Genomic DNA, 14335 nt, shown 5'->3' with positions numbered 1-14335 from the left:
GTGATCACGAAGACGGCCGGTACGGCCGCCATCGCGTGCCGATTCCCGGGGGAGTGTGCGGGAGACCCTCAGTCCGGGGCCGGGCGGCTCTCGTGCGTCCGGCCTCAACGCGGCACGCAGGCGGAGACTCGGTCGTGCCGTAGGGGGTGGAGTGTCCAGCCGACGGGGACGCCGGGAGCGGTGAGCGTCCAGTCGCCGGGGGCATCGGGAGCGGGGGCATCGGGAGCGATGAGCGGGCGGGCGGCCGACGCGTGGGCGGCCGGTTCGCGGTCCGCTTTCGCGTGGTCGACGGCCTGCCCGGCCTCCGTCCTGGTCTGCCGAGCGTCGATGAGGTGCCCGCTCTCCGTCCTGGTCTGCCGGGCTTCGACGAGATGCCCGGCCTCCGTCAGGGTTCGAACTCGCCGTGACGCCAGATCGGCACGGGTTTCGGGATCACCGCCGCAAGCGTCGTGGGCCGCGATGGCCCGGTCCCACCAGATGACGGCCTCGTCATGGGCCAGGCGCAGGCTCGCCTGTTCGGCTGCCGCCCGTGCCCAGCGAATGGCCTCGTGGCGGGCGCCCGGTCCGGCCTCGACGGCATGATGGGCGATGACCGCCACGTCGGTGTCTGGCCGGGAGGACAGGGCGATCATCGCGGCACGATGGATCTCGGCCTTGCGCGGTGGCGTGACGGCACCGATGATCGTCTCCCTGACCAGGCCGTGGGCGAAGGTCATGCGGCCGGCGTGGGAGACGAGCAGCCCGGCCTGGGCTGCTCGGTCCAGCGCGTCGTAGGCCGAATCGTCGTCGAGCTCGGCGACGAGCGCGGGGTCGAAGTCCGGACCTGTCAGTGCGGCGATCTCCAGCACCTCGCCGACCCGCGATCCCAGGGCAGTGAGTCGTTGACGGATGAGCTCCGCCACCGTGTCGGGCACCGCGGTGAACACCGTGTCGGGCACTGCGGTGGATGCCGTGTCGGGCACCGCGGTGGGCACTGCGGCGGAGGACGCGGGGGGTGCCGCGCCGATCACTGTGCCCGGCTTCCGACCTCGGGCGAGCAGGAACAGGCTTTCGCGGAGGAAGAAGGGGTTCCCCCCGGTGCGTCCGGTCAGCCGGCGCGCGGTCGGCTCGTCCACCGTGATCCCCAGATCGGCGGCGAGGGCCTGCACCGCCTCGGCCCCCAGACCACCGAGGTGAATCCGGACCAGGTCGTAGCGGGCCAGGCGGCTCAGGAGATCCTCCACCGGATGCGTGGTCGCGCATGGGGAGATGGAGTCGCGGAAAGCGGTGACGATGGTCACGCGGGGGCTGCCGGGCAGGGCACGGGCGAGTATGAAGACATCCCTCAGCAAGTCGACGGACGCCGGGTCGGCGCGGTGCAGGTCGTCCAGGATGACGACGACGGGTTGCTCACGCGCGGCCGTGACCAGCCACTGGGCCACCGCCCGGTTACGGCGCGGCGACACCGTTTCCACGGACTGCGAAGGCTCCATGGGGTGTGAAGGTTCCACGGGATGAGGCTCCATGGACTGTGAAGGTTTCACGAACTGTGAAGGTTCCATGGAGTGCGGCTGCGGCTGGTCGTCCAGGAGACCACGCAGCGCGGAGCGGTCCGGTGGCGGGCAGTGCCGCTGCAGCTCTTGCAGGACCTGCACCCACGGCCACAACGGCGGTGTCTCGCGGGTGTCATCGCACCCGCCCCACAGCACCAGATGGCCGAACCCGGCACAGTGATCGCGAAAAGCCGTCAGCAGGGACGTCTTGCCGATGCCCGGCTCCCCGCTCACTGCCGCGACGGCCAGACCGCTGTTCGTCGTCAGCATGTTCCTCAGCTCCGCCAGCTGCGTCTCCCGCCCCCGGAGCGGCTGCCGCCCCCGAACAGCCGTCGGGGCGTCCAGCACAGCGGTGGTGGTGACGGGCCCCAGCGAGTCGACCTGCCGGAGGATGGCGTCCTCCATCGTCCGCAGCTCCGAGCCGGGGTTCCCCCTCAGCCGACCGGCCAGGGCGTTTCCGGCGCCGCGTAGGACGGCCAGCGCCTCCGCCTGCCGGCCGGTGCGGTACAACGCGAGCGCCAGCAGGCACCACAGTCGTTCCCGGGAGGGGTTCGCCGCCGTCTCCCCTTCCAGATCGGGGATCACCGCCTGTGGCCGGCCCAGATCCAGCAACGCCTGCGCCCGCCGCTCCACCGCCACCGCCCGCTGCTCCCACAGCCGCCTCACCTCGGCGACGGCCCACGTCTCGTCACAGAACTCCCCGTACGGAGAACCCCGCCACAGCCTCAGGGCCTCCTCCAGGCAAGACAGCGCCTCCGCCGCCGGGCGGGACTCCGAGCGGTCCACCAGTTCGCCGAACCGCAGGGCGTCCACCTCCGTCGCCGCCAGTGCGTACCCGGGAAGCCGCCCCACCAGCAACCGCGACCGGGTACGCGGGCCACGATCCGGCTCGATCACCCGGCGCAGGTTCGACACGTACGACTGCAACGTCGCCGTCGCGGACGCCGGAGGCGCGCCGTCGTACACGTCATCGATCAACCGGTCCGCCGACACCACGGAACCGCCCTCCACCAGCAACCTGGCCAGCACCGCCCGCTGGCGAGGCCCGCCGAGGTTGACCGGTGTGCCCGCGTCGTCACGGACCTCCAGGGGACCGAGGACTCGGAACTCCATCTGAACCGCCTACCGTTCCGAGGCGGCGGAAACGATGGCGGCGTACCGGCCGATGCGCATGTGCGTCCTCCAGTGGGGGGTTCCTCCTCGACCCCCACCCAACAGGGAAGGACTTGCACACAGCTGGTATCACACTGGTCAGGATCCGCCTCGGAGACTCACCCGCCCTCCCGGGCCAGGGGCCGGTGGAACGGCGGGACCGGCCGCCTGGTACTGGTGGCGGACCAGGCCGGCGTAGTGGCGGCCGTAGGCGATCAGCTCGTGGTGGGTACCGGCTTCGACCATCTGACCGCGGTGGAGCACGACGATCAGGTCGGCGTCCTGGATGGTCGACAACCGGTGGGCGATGATGATCTGTGTCTGCCCGAGCCGGAGCAGGTTGCGCCGGATGCGTTCTTCGGTGACCGCGTCCAGGCTGGCGGTCGACTCGTCCAGCAGGAGGATCCGGGGGCGGCGGGCCAGCGCGCGGGCGATGGCCAGGCGCTGGCGCTGCCCGCCGGACAGGCGTGAGCCGCCCTCGCCGACGTCGGTGTCGTAGCCCTGGGGCAGGCGCACGATCTCGTCGTGGATCTCGGCCAGGCGGGCGGCGTGCTCGACGGCCTGCCGGCTCAGTGAGGAGAACCCGGAGATGTTGGCCATGACGGTGCCGGCGAACAGGTGCGGCTGCTGGGTGACGATGCCCACCTGCTGGCGCAGCCACCGCAGGTCGAGCTCCTCCAGCGGGACGCCGTCGAAATAGATCTGCCCGGCGGACGGCTCCACCAGCCCGACCAGCGCGCGCCCGAGGGTGGTCTTGCCGGAGCCGGACGCGCCGACGATCGCCACCCGGGCACCGGGCGGGATGCGCAGGGAGATGTTCCGCAGCACCGGGGTGCGGGCGTCGTAGCCGCTGCTGAGCCCGGTGACGGTGATGGCGCCGCGCAGCCCGCCCTCCAGCCGGATCCCGCCTGTCCGCTCCGGAGCCGTGCCCAGCAGGTCGGCGATCCGCCCGACGTGCGCGGCGGCGAGCTGGAGCTGGTAGACGATGCCGAGCAGCGATGCCAGCGGCGCGGTCGCGGCGATGGCGAGGGAGACCAGGGCGAGTTGGTCACCCAGCGTCGCACCGCCGCCGGCGGTGGCGAACACCGCGACGAGCAGGCCCAGGTGCAACGCGCTCTGCAGAGCGCCGCTGGCGGCCTGCACCCCGGCCACGTGCCGGTCGCGGGCCGCCCCGGTGCTCAGCTCCTCGTCGTGGTGCGTACGCCAGCGGGCGACGGCGGCGGCCTCGCCGCCGGAGGCTTTGATCGCCTCGATGCCGGAGAGGCTGTCGACCAGGGTGGACTGGGTGGTGGCGTTGGTGTGCAGTGCGGCGAAGGCCAGATGCGTTCCGCGGCCGGCGGTGACCAGCACCACGACCGCCTGGACGGCCGCGGCCGCGAGTGTCAGCAACGCCAGCTGAGGCGAGGCCACGAACAGCAACGTCAGGTACGACACGGCGGTGAACAGGTCGAACAGAAAGGCCAGCGACTGCTCGGTGAGCAGGTCACGCAGCATGGCCACCCCGCTGAGCCTGCTCAACAGGTCACCCCTTGACCGGCGCTGGAAGAACCGGTACGGCAGGGACAGCGTGTGGCCGACGAGTTTGCGCATCACCTCGGCCGCGACCGACGTCTGCAGCCGGATCATCGCCCAGGCGCGGGCCCATGTCATCAGCGCCTGGGTGACCACCACGCAGCAGACGGCCGTCACGAGAGTCGTCACGTCCAACTCCACCGGCCGGTCCACCACGAGCTTGGTGAACAGCGGGACGACCAGCCCGAGCAGTTGCACGCCCAGCGAGGCCAGCAGCACGGCGGCGATCAGTCCCCGGTTGGCCAGTGCGGGCGCGATCAGCGGGCGCAGGATCCGCCAGGGCCGGGGCCTGACGGCGGGGGTGAGGCCGGTGGGGGCGTCGGCGAGCAGTACCGTGCCGGAGTACCCGGTCCGGAACTGCCGCTGCGACAGCCGCCGCCGTCCCCGCGCCGGGTCCAGCACGATGACGACGCGGGGGGTGGCGCGTTCGACCACGACGAAGTGGTTGTTCTCCCACATCGCGACGAACGGAACGGGCAGGGTGGGCACGGTGTCCAGCGGGGCTCGGCAGGCGCGCAGCCGCAGTCCGAAGCGGGCCCCGGCCGCGATCATCTCGCGCAGGCTGACTCCGTCGACGCCCTCGGCGAGATGCTCGCGCACCTCGGCCAGGCTGGTGCGGCGCCCCAGGGCACCGAGCACCATGGACAGGCAGGCGGCGCCGCAGTCGCTGCGGGCCAGCTGCATGCGCAGCGGCACTCGCCTTCTTCTCACAGCCAGAACCACCTGATGTCCGCGGCGCGGCGCCGCTCGTCCAGCCACGCCTGGAACGCCGCGTCCCGCGCCGCGTTGAGCACTTCGGGCGCCTCGGGGTCCGGCGGGACGACCTCGTAGACGACCCCGGCCAGATGGCCGCCGTCGTGGGGGACCGGTCCGATCGCCGTCCCCGCGGACACGGTCTGCAGCGGCTCCGGCAGGTGGGGGGTGAGCGTCGCGGTGGCCTGCAGGCGCACTCCTCGTCCCTTGCCGCCGGGCACGGTCGGATGGTCGGCTCCGACCATGGGCAGCAACGCCGCGGTGACCCGGTTCGCGAACTCCGTCACCGGTCCGTCGAGCAGGGCGGCCAGCGTCTCCGGTCGGGCTCCGGTCACCCACACGGCCCGGCGCATGGTGAACTCCTCCGGGTGCTCGGCGAGGTAACGTCGGGCCGGGTCACCGGCGAAGCGCTCGCGGATCCGGGTGATGCGCGCCTGTATCTTGGCGTGGCCCCAGAGCGCCTCCTCGGACATGCCGGTCTTGGCAAGCCAGTCCAATGTCTGCGCGCGGGTGGTGAGCCCGCGCCGCCGCCGGAACTCGTCGGCGGCCTGTCGCGTCTCGGCGTCGGTCGGCGGGCGAGGGTCGTTCTCCATCTCGTTGAGGAGGATGCGGTGGTCCACCAGCTGCTCGTGGATTCGCGGGTCGCGGGTGCCGAGGGATCGGATGGCCGACAGCGCGGCCGCGATCGACAGTCCGACCCCGTCGACGCTCAGGATGTTCGCGGCGGCCCAATGGGTGGAGTGGTCGACCAGCCAGGGGATGCCGTCGTCCACCTCGGCCGAGAGTGCGACGGTTCCCCCCTCGGGGTGCTCCAGCAGCAGGTCGTAACCGACCCGGGTCGTCCCCGGCGGGTCGTCGACCGCGAGCTGGACGCGCAGCCACGGCCGCTGGGCGCCCCAGTCCCGCACGCTCCGGTGCGCGTCGTCCACCCTGTCCTGTGCGGTGGGTAGGCCGCGCAGGAGCGCGACCGCGTCGGCGAGATCCGCCGCGAACACGGCGGGAACGGCAGCGGGGCCGGTCGCGGAGGGAAGCGTGCTCTGGTCAGTGGACATCGATGGGCTCCTGGGGGTCGGGACGTAGGGTGGCGTCGGCGAGCCAGTCGGCGATCGCATCGCTGATCGGCATGCCGGTCAGCAACTCGACGAAGGCCCACTGCCCGTTGACGTTGAGCTCCAGGAAGACGTACCGGCCGTCCGGCGTCACGATGAAGTCCAGCGCGCCGAAGGTCAGGCCGAGCTCCGCGACCAGGCGGACGCAGCGCTCGGCGACGTCGGGAGGCAGGTCGTAGGCGGAGTAGCCGACCTTGGGATCGTCGTAGTGCCGCCAGTCGACGGAGGTCAGCCGGGAGACCTGCGAATCGATGCGGGCGGCGAACACCCGCTCGCCGACGACGGTCACCCGCAGCTCGTATGCCTTGGGCACGTTGGGCTGCAGCATCGCCGGGCCGTACCGCATCCGGTGCCGGCCGGTCAGCCGCCGCCGCGGCACCACCGTGGTGTAGAGGTGACGGACCTCACCGTCCAACGTGAACGTCGGGTGGTCCAGCGTCTTGGTGATCAGACGGCCGCCGGCCCGGTTCCAGGCCGGGACGAGCTCGTCCGGGTCGTTCGTCACGACCGTGTCGGTCACGGTGAACCCGAGTTCGGTGGCCCGGTACAGGTGCAGCAGCTTGTTGTCGATCGCCACGGCGTGCTGTGGCAGCGCCGGCATCCACCGCGCTCCCACCATCAGGTCGTACGCACCGGTGAGCGCATGCTTGGCCACATTCTCGGCGAACTCCCGCTGCGACGGCTCACCCACCTCGGGGGCGGACGGCGTGCCGGGGCGGCGGTGCCAGACCGCGGTGACCTTCGACAGGTCGTGTGTCTCGCCCCGGTAGGTCAGCGTCTGCCGCCAGCGGCCGTCGACGAGGCCGGTGGTGAGGGTGGAGGCCCCGGGGTAGTCGGCCTCGTCCCACCACAGCAGTGGCACGCCACGCTCCCGCAGCTTCGGCAGCACGGTGCGCACCGAGTCGTCGAGGGCGCTGCTGATGATCAGTAACACGGTCGGGTGCTCCTTCCTCGTGACGGGGTGGGGAGCCGGTGCCCGCGGACGCCGGCTCCCCGCTGTTCGTCCTGTGACGGTGGCCAGGCTCGGCCGTGTCTGGTCCGCCCGCCATTGTCAGGACCCGGTCGCGGTCATCGCGGCCGGGTCACCGCCGAGGTCAGCTGCCGAGACGGTCGCAGGTCTTGCCGTTGTTCAGGGAGCTGCAGAGCCAGGGCGTCCCGGGCTGCATGGAAGCCTGGATCTCGTCGCTGGCCTGGACGACGTCGAAACCGGCGACGGCCTCCAGCTCCTCGCCGGCGAGCTCGGAGACGCCCGCGGGAAGGTCCTCGATCTTGAGAATGTCACGCATGACATATCCCCCATCTGGTTGTCCAGGGCCGCGATCTACGGCCCTGGGCAGATCCTGGCAATCGCCACTTGAAACTCCCTTTGCCGCTCTTGGTCCGCCTGGTTCTTGGTTCGCCCGTCCGCCCCGGGCGGGGTAAGGGGTCGGTGTGACCTCGGTCGATCGGGTCGCTTCGGTCGCGACGGCGGAGGGGACGTGCCCGGGGCCGTGTTCGGCGGTGCCGCGGTAGGCGCGTGACATCCGGTGAGCCGACCTCGACGCCGGTCGTCAGGGGCTGTTGTCCGGAGCTTTCCCGTGACGCCTGCCGGCGGCGCTGATGATCTTCCCGCGCGGACGCGGGCTGGGTTCGGCGATGGGAAGCCGGGTCGCCGTTCCCGTCATAGAGACGTGGTCGCCGTTCCCGTCATAGAGACGTGTCGGTGTGCGGTGGTACGCCCGTCACGCAGACGTGTCGGCGTGCGGTGGTACGCCCGCCGTGGCCCGGTCCCGCCACCAGGTCAGCCCGTTGCGGTCGGCCAGCCGCTCCAGTACCGCGAGGTGGTGTCGTGCCGTGCCCGGATCGCCGGTGGCGGTGGCGAGCAGGGCCAGGTACCAGTCGACCGGTCCCACGCCCATCACTCCCGACCAGGCGGAGACACGGCCGCTGTAGGGCAGCAGCGTCGCGTAGCTCGACCGGCAGGCGGGCACCTGGCCGAGGGCCGCCTGGGCCGCGGCCTGCAGGCAGCTGGTGTTCAGCCACGACCAGTCCTTGGGCGGGGCCCGCCAGCCGTCGTGGGCCAGCTTGCGCGCGTCGGCCGCCCGGCCCTGAGCGCACAGCTGCAGGATCCGGGCGTCGCGGCCCATCGAGGGATGGAAAGCGGCGACGGCGTCGATGAACGGCCCGGCCTGCGCGATCGAGCCCCGGTGGTAGTGCAGCATGACCCGCCCCATGGCGATCAGGCCGTCGGCGTGCCACATGTCGATCCGGCCGGCCTGGCGTCTGGCCTCGTCGTACATGCGGTCGGCGTCGTCGAACCGGCCGCCCAGGCCCAGGCGGACCGCGCGCCACATGGTGTGCTGGAAACGGGGCCAGGGCAGCGGGAGCCGTTCCAGGATCGTGTCGCAGCGCGCGGCGGCCTGGTCGGCGCCTTCGACGTCGAAGGTCTCCAGCCTGGCGTTGGTGGCCAGCAGTTGCGCGAGCAGTTCGAATCCGGGCGTCTCGGCCCGCAGTGCCAGGGCGTGGAGCTCGTCGGTGATGGCTCGCATCTCCTCGATGTGCAGCGGCTGGGGCAGGGCCAGGTGGCGGGCGTTGAGCATTCCCATCAGCAGCAGCGGGTCGTCCAGGCGGCGGGCCATCTGCACGGCCTGGGCGGACAGGGAGTCGCACAGCGGGTTGCCGGTGCCGTCGTACAGTTCCTGGGCCAGGCCGCCGAGCAGCCGGGCGCGTTCGGGGCTGTCGGCGGTCGGCAGCGTCCGCAGGCAGGTCTCGAAGCGGTGCACCAGCCGCAGCTCCACCGCCTCGTAGGGGTCGCGGAGGGTCCATTTCGCGGGGGCGTCGAGCGCGGTCAGCGCGCGGGCGGTCAGTTCCGGGCCGGCTTCGGCCCGGTCGGCGGCGCGGACGGCCTCGGCGCGGGCCCGCCGGGCCCCGAACAGGTCCCCGGCGTCGAGCAGAGCGCGGACCTGGCGCAGCAGCAGCTCCACGTGGTCGAGCGGATCGCCGGAGCAGGCGCCGTGCGCGTCGATCGCCCGGCCCCACCACCGGGCCGCCTCGGCGAAGGCCATGCGCAGGCTCGCCTGCTCGGCCGCGGCCCGGGCCCAGCGCGCCGCCTCGCGGTAGGCCACCGGGCCGGCCTCGACCGCGTGATGCGCGATCGCCGCGACGTCGCTGCCGGGCCGGCAGGCCAGCGCGGTCATCACGTCGCGGTGGAACGCCGCCTTCCTGAGCGGCGGGATGTCCCCGAGCAGGGTCTCCCGGACCAGGTCGTGCGCGAAGGCCATCCGGTGGCCCCGCGCGACGACCAGCCCGGCCTGCGCCGCCTGGTCCAGCGGGTCGTCCACCTCGCCCCGGCTGACCTCCGCGACGACCGCGGGGTCGAAGGCCCGGCCGATCACGGCGGCGGCCTTCAGGACGTCACCGGTCTCCGGCGGGAGCACGCCGATCCGCCGGCGGATCAGATCCGCCACCGCTTCGGGGACCGCGTCCAGCGTCCGGCCCTGGGCGAGCAGTCGTACGCTCTCGCGGACGAAGAACGGGTTGCCGCCGGTGCGCGCGGTCAGCCGGTCGGCTGTCGGCTCGTCCAGGTCCGTGCCCATCTCCGCTGCGATGGCCCGTACGGTGTCGGCCCCCAGACCGGTGAGGCGGATCCGGAGCAGTTCATATCGCGTGACGCGGCCCAGCAGTTCTTCCACGGTGAGGCCGCCCGTACCGTCGCGGAGCATGTCACCGGAGGCCGCGGCGCCGGCGAACACCGCGTCCCGGAAGGCCGTGACCAGGGTGAGGGGGGTGGGCTCCGCCGCGCCTCCCGCGCGCATGACCACGTCCCTGAGCAGTTCGAGCGAGGCGGGGTCGGCCCAGTGCAGGTCATCCAGGATGATCAGCAGTGGCCGGGTGCGCGCGGCCGTGGCGAGCCACCGGGCGATGGCCTGGTTGCGGCGGAGTTTCGCCGCCTCCGTGGAACCGGTGGGTGTCTCCTCGTCGAGGAGACCGGCCAGCGCCGGCCGGTCGGGTGGCGGGCAGACGAGGGCGAGTGCGTGCAGCACCTGGAGCCATGGCCACAGCGGCGGGGCCCCCTGCGTCTCATGGCACCCCCCGGAGAGGACGAGGTAGCCCAGATCGTCACAGTGGCGGTGCAGGGCCTCAAGCAGGAACGTCTTGCCGATGCCCGGCTCGCCGCTCACCGCGGCGATGGCGACGCCGTGCCGGTCTGTCCGATCCAGCAGCGTCTTCAGTTCTGTGAACTCCCGCCGCCTGCCGCCGGTGACGGGGGTCACCGGCGGGCGTGCGGTGGCCTGCCGGAGGATGTCGTTCTCCAACGCCCGCAACTCGGGCCCGGGGTCCAGTCCGAGCTGCTCGACGAGGATGTCTTTGGCCTGGCGTATCACGGACAGGGCGTCGTCCCGGCGGCCGGTGCGGTACAGCGCCACGGCGAGCAGGCACCACAGACGCTCCCGCAGCGGGTGTTCCGCCGTCTCGGTCCTGAGATCGCCGATCACGGACTGCGGGCGGCCGAGGTCCAGCAGCGCCTGGGCACGCCGCTCGATCACCACCAGGCGAAGTTCGCGGAGCCGGTTCGCCTCGGTGATCGCCCAGGGCTCGTCGGCGAACTCCCCGTACGGCGAACCACGCCAGAGCCCGAGTGCCTCGTCCAGGGAGACCAGTGCGTTCCCCGGCGAAACCGACTTCGAGCCGTCCACCAGCCCGGTGAAGCGGATCGCGTCGACGTTCGTCGTGGCCAGCATGTATCCGGACGACTTGGAGAGGAGAAGGCGGGGAGGGGTGCGCGGTGCCCACTCCGGCTCGATGACGCGTCGCAGATTCGATATGTACGAGTGCAGCGTGGCCCGGGTCCCTCCGGGAGGCGTGTCGCCGTACAGGTCCGCGATGAGCGTATCCGTGGAGACGACGGCTCCCCGCGCCGCCAGAAGCCGGGCCAGGACGGCACGCGGGCGCTGCCCGCCCAGCTCGACGGGGAGTCCGTCATCGCCGCGTACCTCGACGGGGCCGAGAATCCGGAACTCCACCCTGCTACCACCTATGGACGTAGCCGCTGCCGTGAGACGGCTCATCAGTGTACGGTAAGCACCTTTCGTGCCCTGATCGAAAGATCTCACCGGTAGTCGCACCTCGAAGGTGGACGTGCCCGCTGCCCGTCCGAGTGGTCAGGACGCCGCGGGAGTCGGTGTGGCGGTGGAATCCTGCCCGGGAGTGGTCGCGCCGGGGGTCGCGGGCGCCGAGGGCGTGAGGGTGGGCTGCCCGGGGTGTCCGCCGACGCGGTGGCGGTCTCCGCCGCGGCCGTTGCCTCGGTAGTGGTGACCGTCTCGGTAACCGTGACCGCCGCGGCCGTCGCGGGCACTGCCCCGGTCGTCGTGGCCGCCGCGACCACCGTGGGCGCTGCGGGCCCGGTCGTCGCCATGGTGGTGACGGCCGCCGATGACGGCGGCGCCGACGGCGACCCCCCCGGCCCCCAGGATGATCCCCAGCAGGAGTGTCGCGGCGGTGGCCAGAAGTGGCACCCGCCGGTTCCACCAGCGCGTTCCCGCCGGGCGGAACCGCCCCAGAACGGGTCGGCCCGCCGTGTCGGCTGGGCCCTCCGCGGCCGAGGCCGTGCCGGGCGGGCCTTCGATGGTGGGGGTCGTGTCGGAGGGGGCGGCGCCGGTCGGGGTCGCGGTGGGTTCGGTGGGGGTGCCGTCGGTGGGGTTCGGCTTCGGTGCCTCGTCGTTCATCGCTGCTTCCCGTGTGGTGAATCGTGGCTGGGGAGGTCATGGGCTGTGGGAGGTGAGGAGGACGTGCCTCTGTTTCCGCCGCCACTGATCAGAATCGGTTGCGCGGTTAAGCAACGACGGTGTCTGTCGTTAAGAATTCGATGAGAGACGGCTCTGCGCACCTTGTCCCGGGTGCGCGGTCACCGCCGGGGACGGTCCCGGATCTCCCAGGCGGGGCAGGCGGATGGTGACTCGCGTGCCGTGAGGGTGGTGCGGTTCGGCGGTGACGTCGCCGCCGTGCTGGGCCGCGGTCTGCGCGACGATGGCCAGCCCGAGCCCGGAGCCCGGCATCGATCGGGCCGCCTGTGCGCGGTAGAACCGGTCGAAGACGTGGGGCAGGTCGGCCGGGTCGATGCCGGGCCCTTCGTCGGTGATGGTCAACCGGATGCCGGTGGCTTCGTCAGGGCCCAGGACGGTGCGCACGGTGGCGTCCGGCGGGCTCCACTTGGCGGCGTTGTCCAGCACGTTGAGCACCATGCGTTCCAGCTCGCCCGGGCGGCCCCGCACGCGGACCGGCTGCAGATCCGTCGTGAACCGCAGTCCTGGGGCACGCATCCGGACCCGGCTGATCGCCGCGTTCACCACGTCGGCCAGGTCCACCGGTTCCGGCGCCTCGCGGGTGGTCTCCTCCCGGGCCAGCTCGACCAGCTCAGTGGTCAGGGTGGCCAGCTCCCTGACCTGTGCCTCCAGGTCGCACAGCAGTTTGGCGCGTTCCTCCGGCGGCAGCCGGTGAGCCAGCTCGGGTTGCCGCTCGACGGCGAGAAGCAGTTCGACGTTGGTGCGGATGCTGGTCAACGGGGTGCGCAGCTCGTGGCCGGCGTCCTCGACGAGGGCACGTTGTGCCCGCCGGGCCTCGTCGATGGCCGCCAGCAGCGTGTTCACCGACCGGGCCAGCCGGGCCACCTCGTCGTCTCCGCTGACCGGGATCGCCTCGCCGAGGTTCATGGTGACGGTCAGGTGTTCGACCGTCTCGGTCAACTGCCCGACGGGTGCCAGACCCGCCCTGGCCACAGCCCGTCCCAGCAGCGCCGCGCCGGCGACGCCGACGGCGCAGGCGAGGACCAGCAGGAGGCTGAACCGGGTCATGGTGCGCGTCATGTCCTCGACGTCGAGGGCGATCTGCACGGCGCCGCCGCCCGCAGCCGGAACGCTCAGCATCTGGTAGTGGTCACGGCCGATGACGACCTGCTCCTGGTGACGCGCGGACTGACCGGTGGCGACCCGGCGGGCTCCGGCGGTGACCGGCAGCGGGCCGGCGGCGTCGCTGACAACGGTCGCGGTCCGGTCCAGGAGCTGCCAGCGCGGTCCCAGGCCCTCCGGCCGGCGGCGGCCACCGTCCGTCCGGGGCCGGTCGTCGCCGGGACGGGCGGCGTGCGGCGGCACCGGCGCCGTGCTCCACAGCTGCGGTTGCGCGGCGATCGTGCGCGCACCGGTCTCCAACTGAATCATGATCATGCGGTGCGTGTCGCGGCGGACGGTGACCCAGGCGAACACGCTGACGGCGACCATCCCGACGGCCACGGCGGCGGTGACCAGCAGTGTGAGCCGGGCGCGCAGGGTGTGCCGCCGCCACCACCGCACCACCGCGGGGCGCCTGTCCGTCGCAGGAGGGCTGTCCGCTGTGGAGTGCTCGTCCGCCGCGGGACGCGGGGTGCCGGGGACGCTCACAGGGGGTCCTCACGCAGTGCGAACCCCACACCGCGAACGGTGTGCAGCAGCCGCGGCTCGCCTTCGGCCTCCAGCTTGCGGCGTAGATAACCGAGGTAGACGTGCACGCTGTTGGAGGTCTCGCCGAAGTCGTATCCCCACACCTGCTCGAACAGCACCGCCCGCGTCAGCACCTGCCGCGGATGCCGCAGGAAGACCTCCAGGATGGCGAACTCCGTACGGGTCAGCCGCAGCGGCCGGTCGCCCCGCCACACCTCGCGGGTGCGCGTGTCGAGACGCAGGTCCGCGAAGGCGAGTAGTTTCTCCCCGGTGGCGGGCTCCGCGACGGGTGCCGAGCCGGGCAGCGGCGCCAGCAGGGAGCGGCGCAGCAGCGCCCGCAACCGGGCCAGCAGCTCCTGCAGCGCGAACGGTTTGACCAGGTAGTCGTCGGCGCCCGCGTCCAGCCCGGCCACCCGGTCGCCGACGCTGTCGCGTGCCGTGAGCATCAACACCGGTACGAACACTCCGTCGGCACGCAACTGCCGGCATGTCTGCAGACCGTCCAGCCGCGGCATGCTCACATCGAGGATCATCGCGTCGGGTTCCCGTGCCCGGACGGCGTCCAGCGCCGCCTGCCCGTCTCCGGCGATCTCCACCTCGTGCCCCTCGAACCGCAACGTGCGCGCCAGCGAATCCCGCACCGCCGCGTCGTCGTCCACCACCAGAATCCGCATCCACCCCTCCGGTTCCAGCTTGTCCGGACACATGCATGGCAGCCGCCTGATCCGAATAAGAAAACCAGAAGAAACACCCAGGCCAGTTGACC

9 protein-coding genes are annotated in these 14335 nt (G+C 72.2%); all 9 read right to left on the bottom strand.

The annotated features are described in order from the left end of the window. Positions 1 to 104: 104 nt before the first annotated feature. Positions 105 to 2645, bottom strand: coding sequence for an ATP-binding protein (locus F4562_RS15815; protein WP_184537252.1), 2541 nt, complete (start codon positions 2643 to 2645; stop codon positions 105 to 107). A gap of 138 nt (positions 2646 to 2783) precedes the next feature. Next, complete coding sequence (locus F4562_RS15810) at positions 2784 to 4967, bottom strand: peptidase domain-containing ABC transporter (protein WP_184537254.1); 2184 nt, start codon at positions 4965 to 4967, stop codon at positions 2784 to 2786. Next, positions 4964 to 6061 carry a TIGR04500 family putative peptide maturation system protein gene (locus F4562_RS15805; RefSeq protein ID WP_184537256.1) on the bottom strand — a complete coding sequence of 366 codons (1098 nt, stop codon included), beginning with the start codon at positions 6059 to 6061 and terminating at the stop codon, positions 4964 to 4966. The genes F4562_RS15810 and F4562_RS15805 overlap by 4 nt, the downstream gene beginning before the upstream one ends. After that, positions 6051 to 7052, bottom strand: coding sequence for an MvdC/MvdD family ATP grasp protein (locus F4562_RS15800; protein ID WP_184537258.1), 1002 nt, complete (start codon positions 7050 to 7052; stop codon positions 6051 to 6053). Before F4562_RS15800 ends, F4562_RS15805 begins: the two co-directional genes overlap by 11 nt. Positions 7053 to 7212: 160 nt before the next feature. Further along, complete coding sequence (locus F4562_RS15795; protein WP_184537260.1) at positions 7213 to 7404, bottom strand: hypothetical protein; 192 nt, start codon at positions 7402 to 7404, stop codon at positions 7213 to 7215. 435 nt (positions 7405 to 7839) lie between these two features. Continuing rightward, a complete protein-coding gene (locus F4562_RS15790; protein WP_184854776.1) occupies positions 7840 to 11121 on the bottom strand; it encodes an ATP-binding protein in 3282 nt (1093 codons plus the stop codon). A 138-nt stretch (positions 11122 to 11259) separates the two neighbouring features. Next, the gene (locus tag F4562_RS15785) at positions 11260 to 11823 is read right to left on the bottom strand and encodes a hypothetical protein (protein ID WP_184537264.1); all 564 of its coding nucleotides are present in this window, start codon (positions 11821 to 11823) and stop codon (positions 11260 to 11262) included. A 129-nt stretch (positions 11824 to 11952) separates the two neighbouring features. Continuing rightward, positions 11953 to 13530 (bottom strand): sensor histidine kinase, encoded by a 1578-nt coding sequence (locus tag F4562_RS36345; RefSeq protein WP_221206068.1) that lies wholly within the window; start codon positions 13528 to 13530, stop codon positions 11953 to 11955. After that, positions 13527 to 14243 (bottom strand): response regulator transcription factor, encoded by a 717-nt coding sequence (locus F4562_RS15775; protein ID WP_184537266.1) that lies wholly within the window; start codon positions 14241 to 14243, stop codon positions 13527 to 13529. The genes F4562_RS36345 and F4562_RS15775 overlap by 4 nt, the downstream gene beginning before the upstream one ends. Positions 14244 to 14335 lie beyond the last annotated feature (92 nt).

It is taken from the genome of Streptosporangium becharense (assembly GCF_014204985.1).
In the GTDB taxonomy this organism is placed as follows: domain Bacteria; phylum Actinomycetota; class Actinomycetes; order Streptosporangiales; family Streptosporangiaceae; genus Streptosporangium; species Streptosporangium becharense.
Note: the sequence above shows the minus strand (reverse complement) of the source record. Positions and strands in the feature narration are given on the sequence as shown.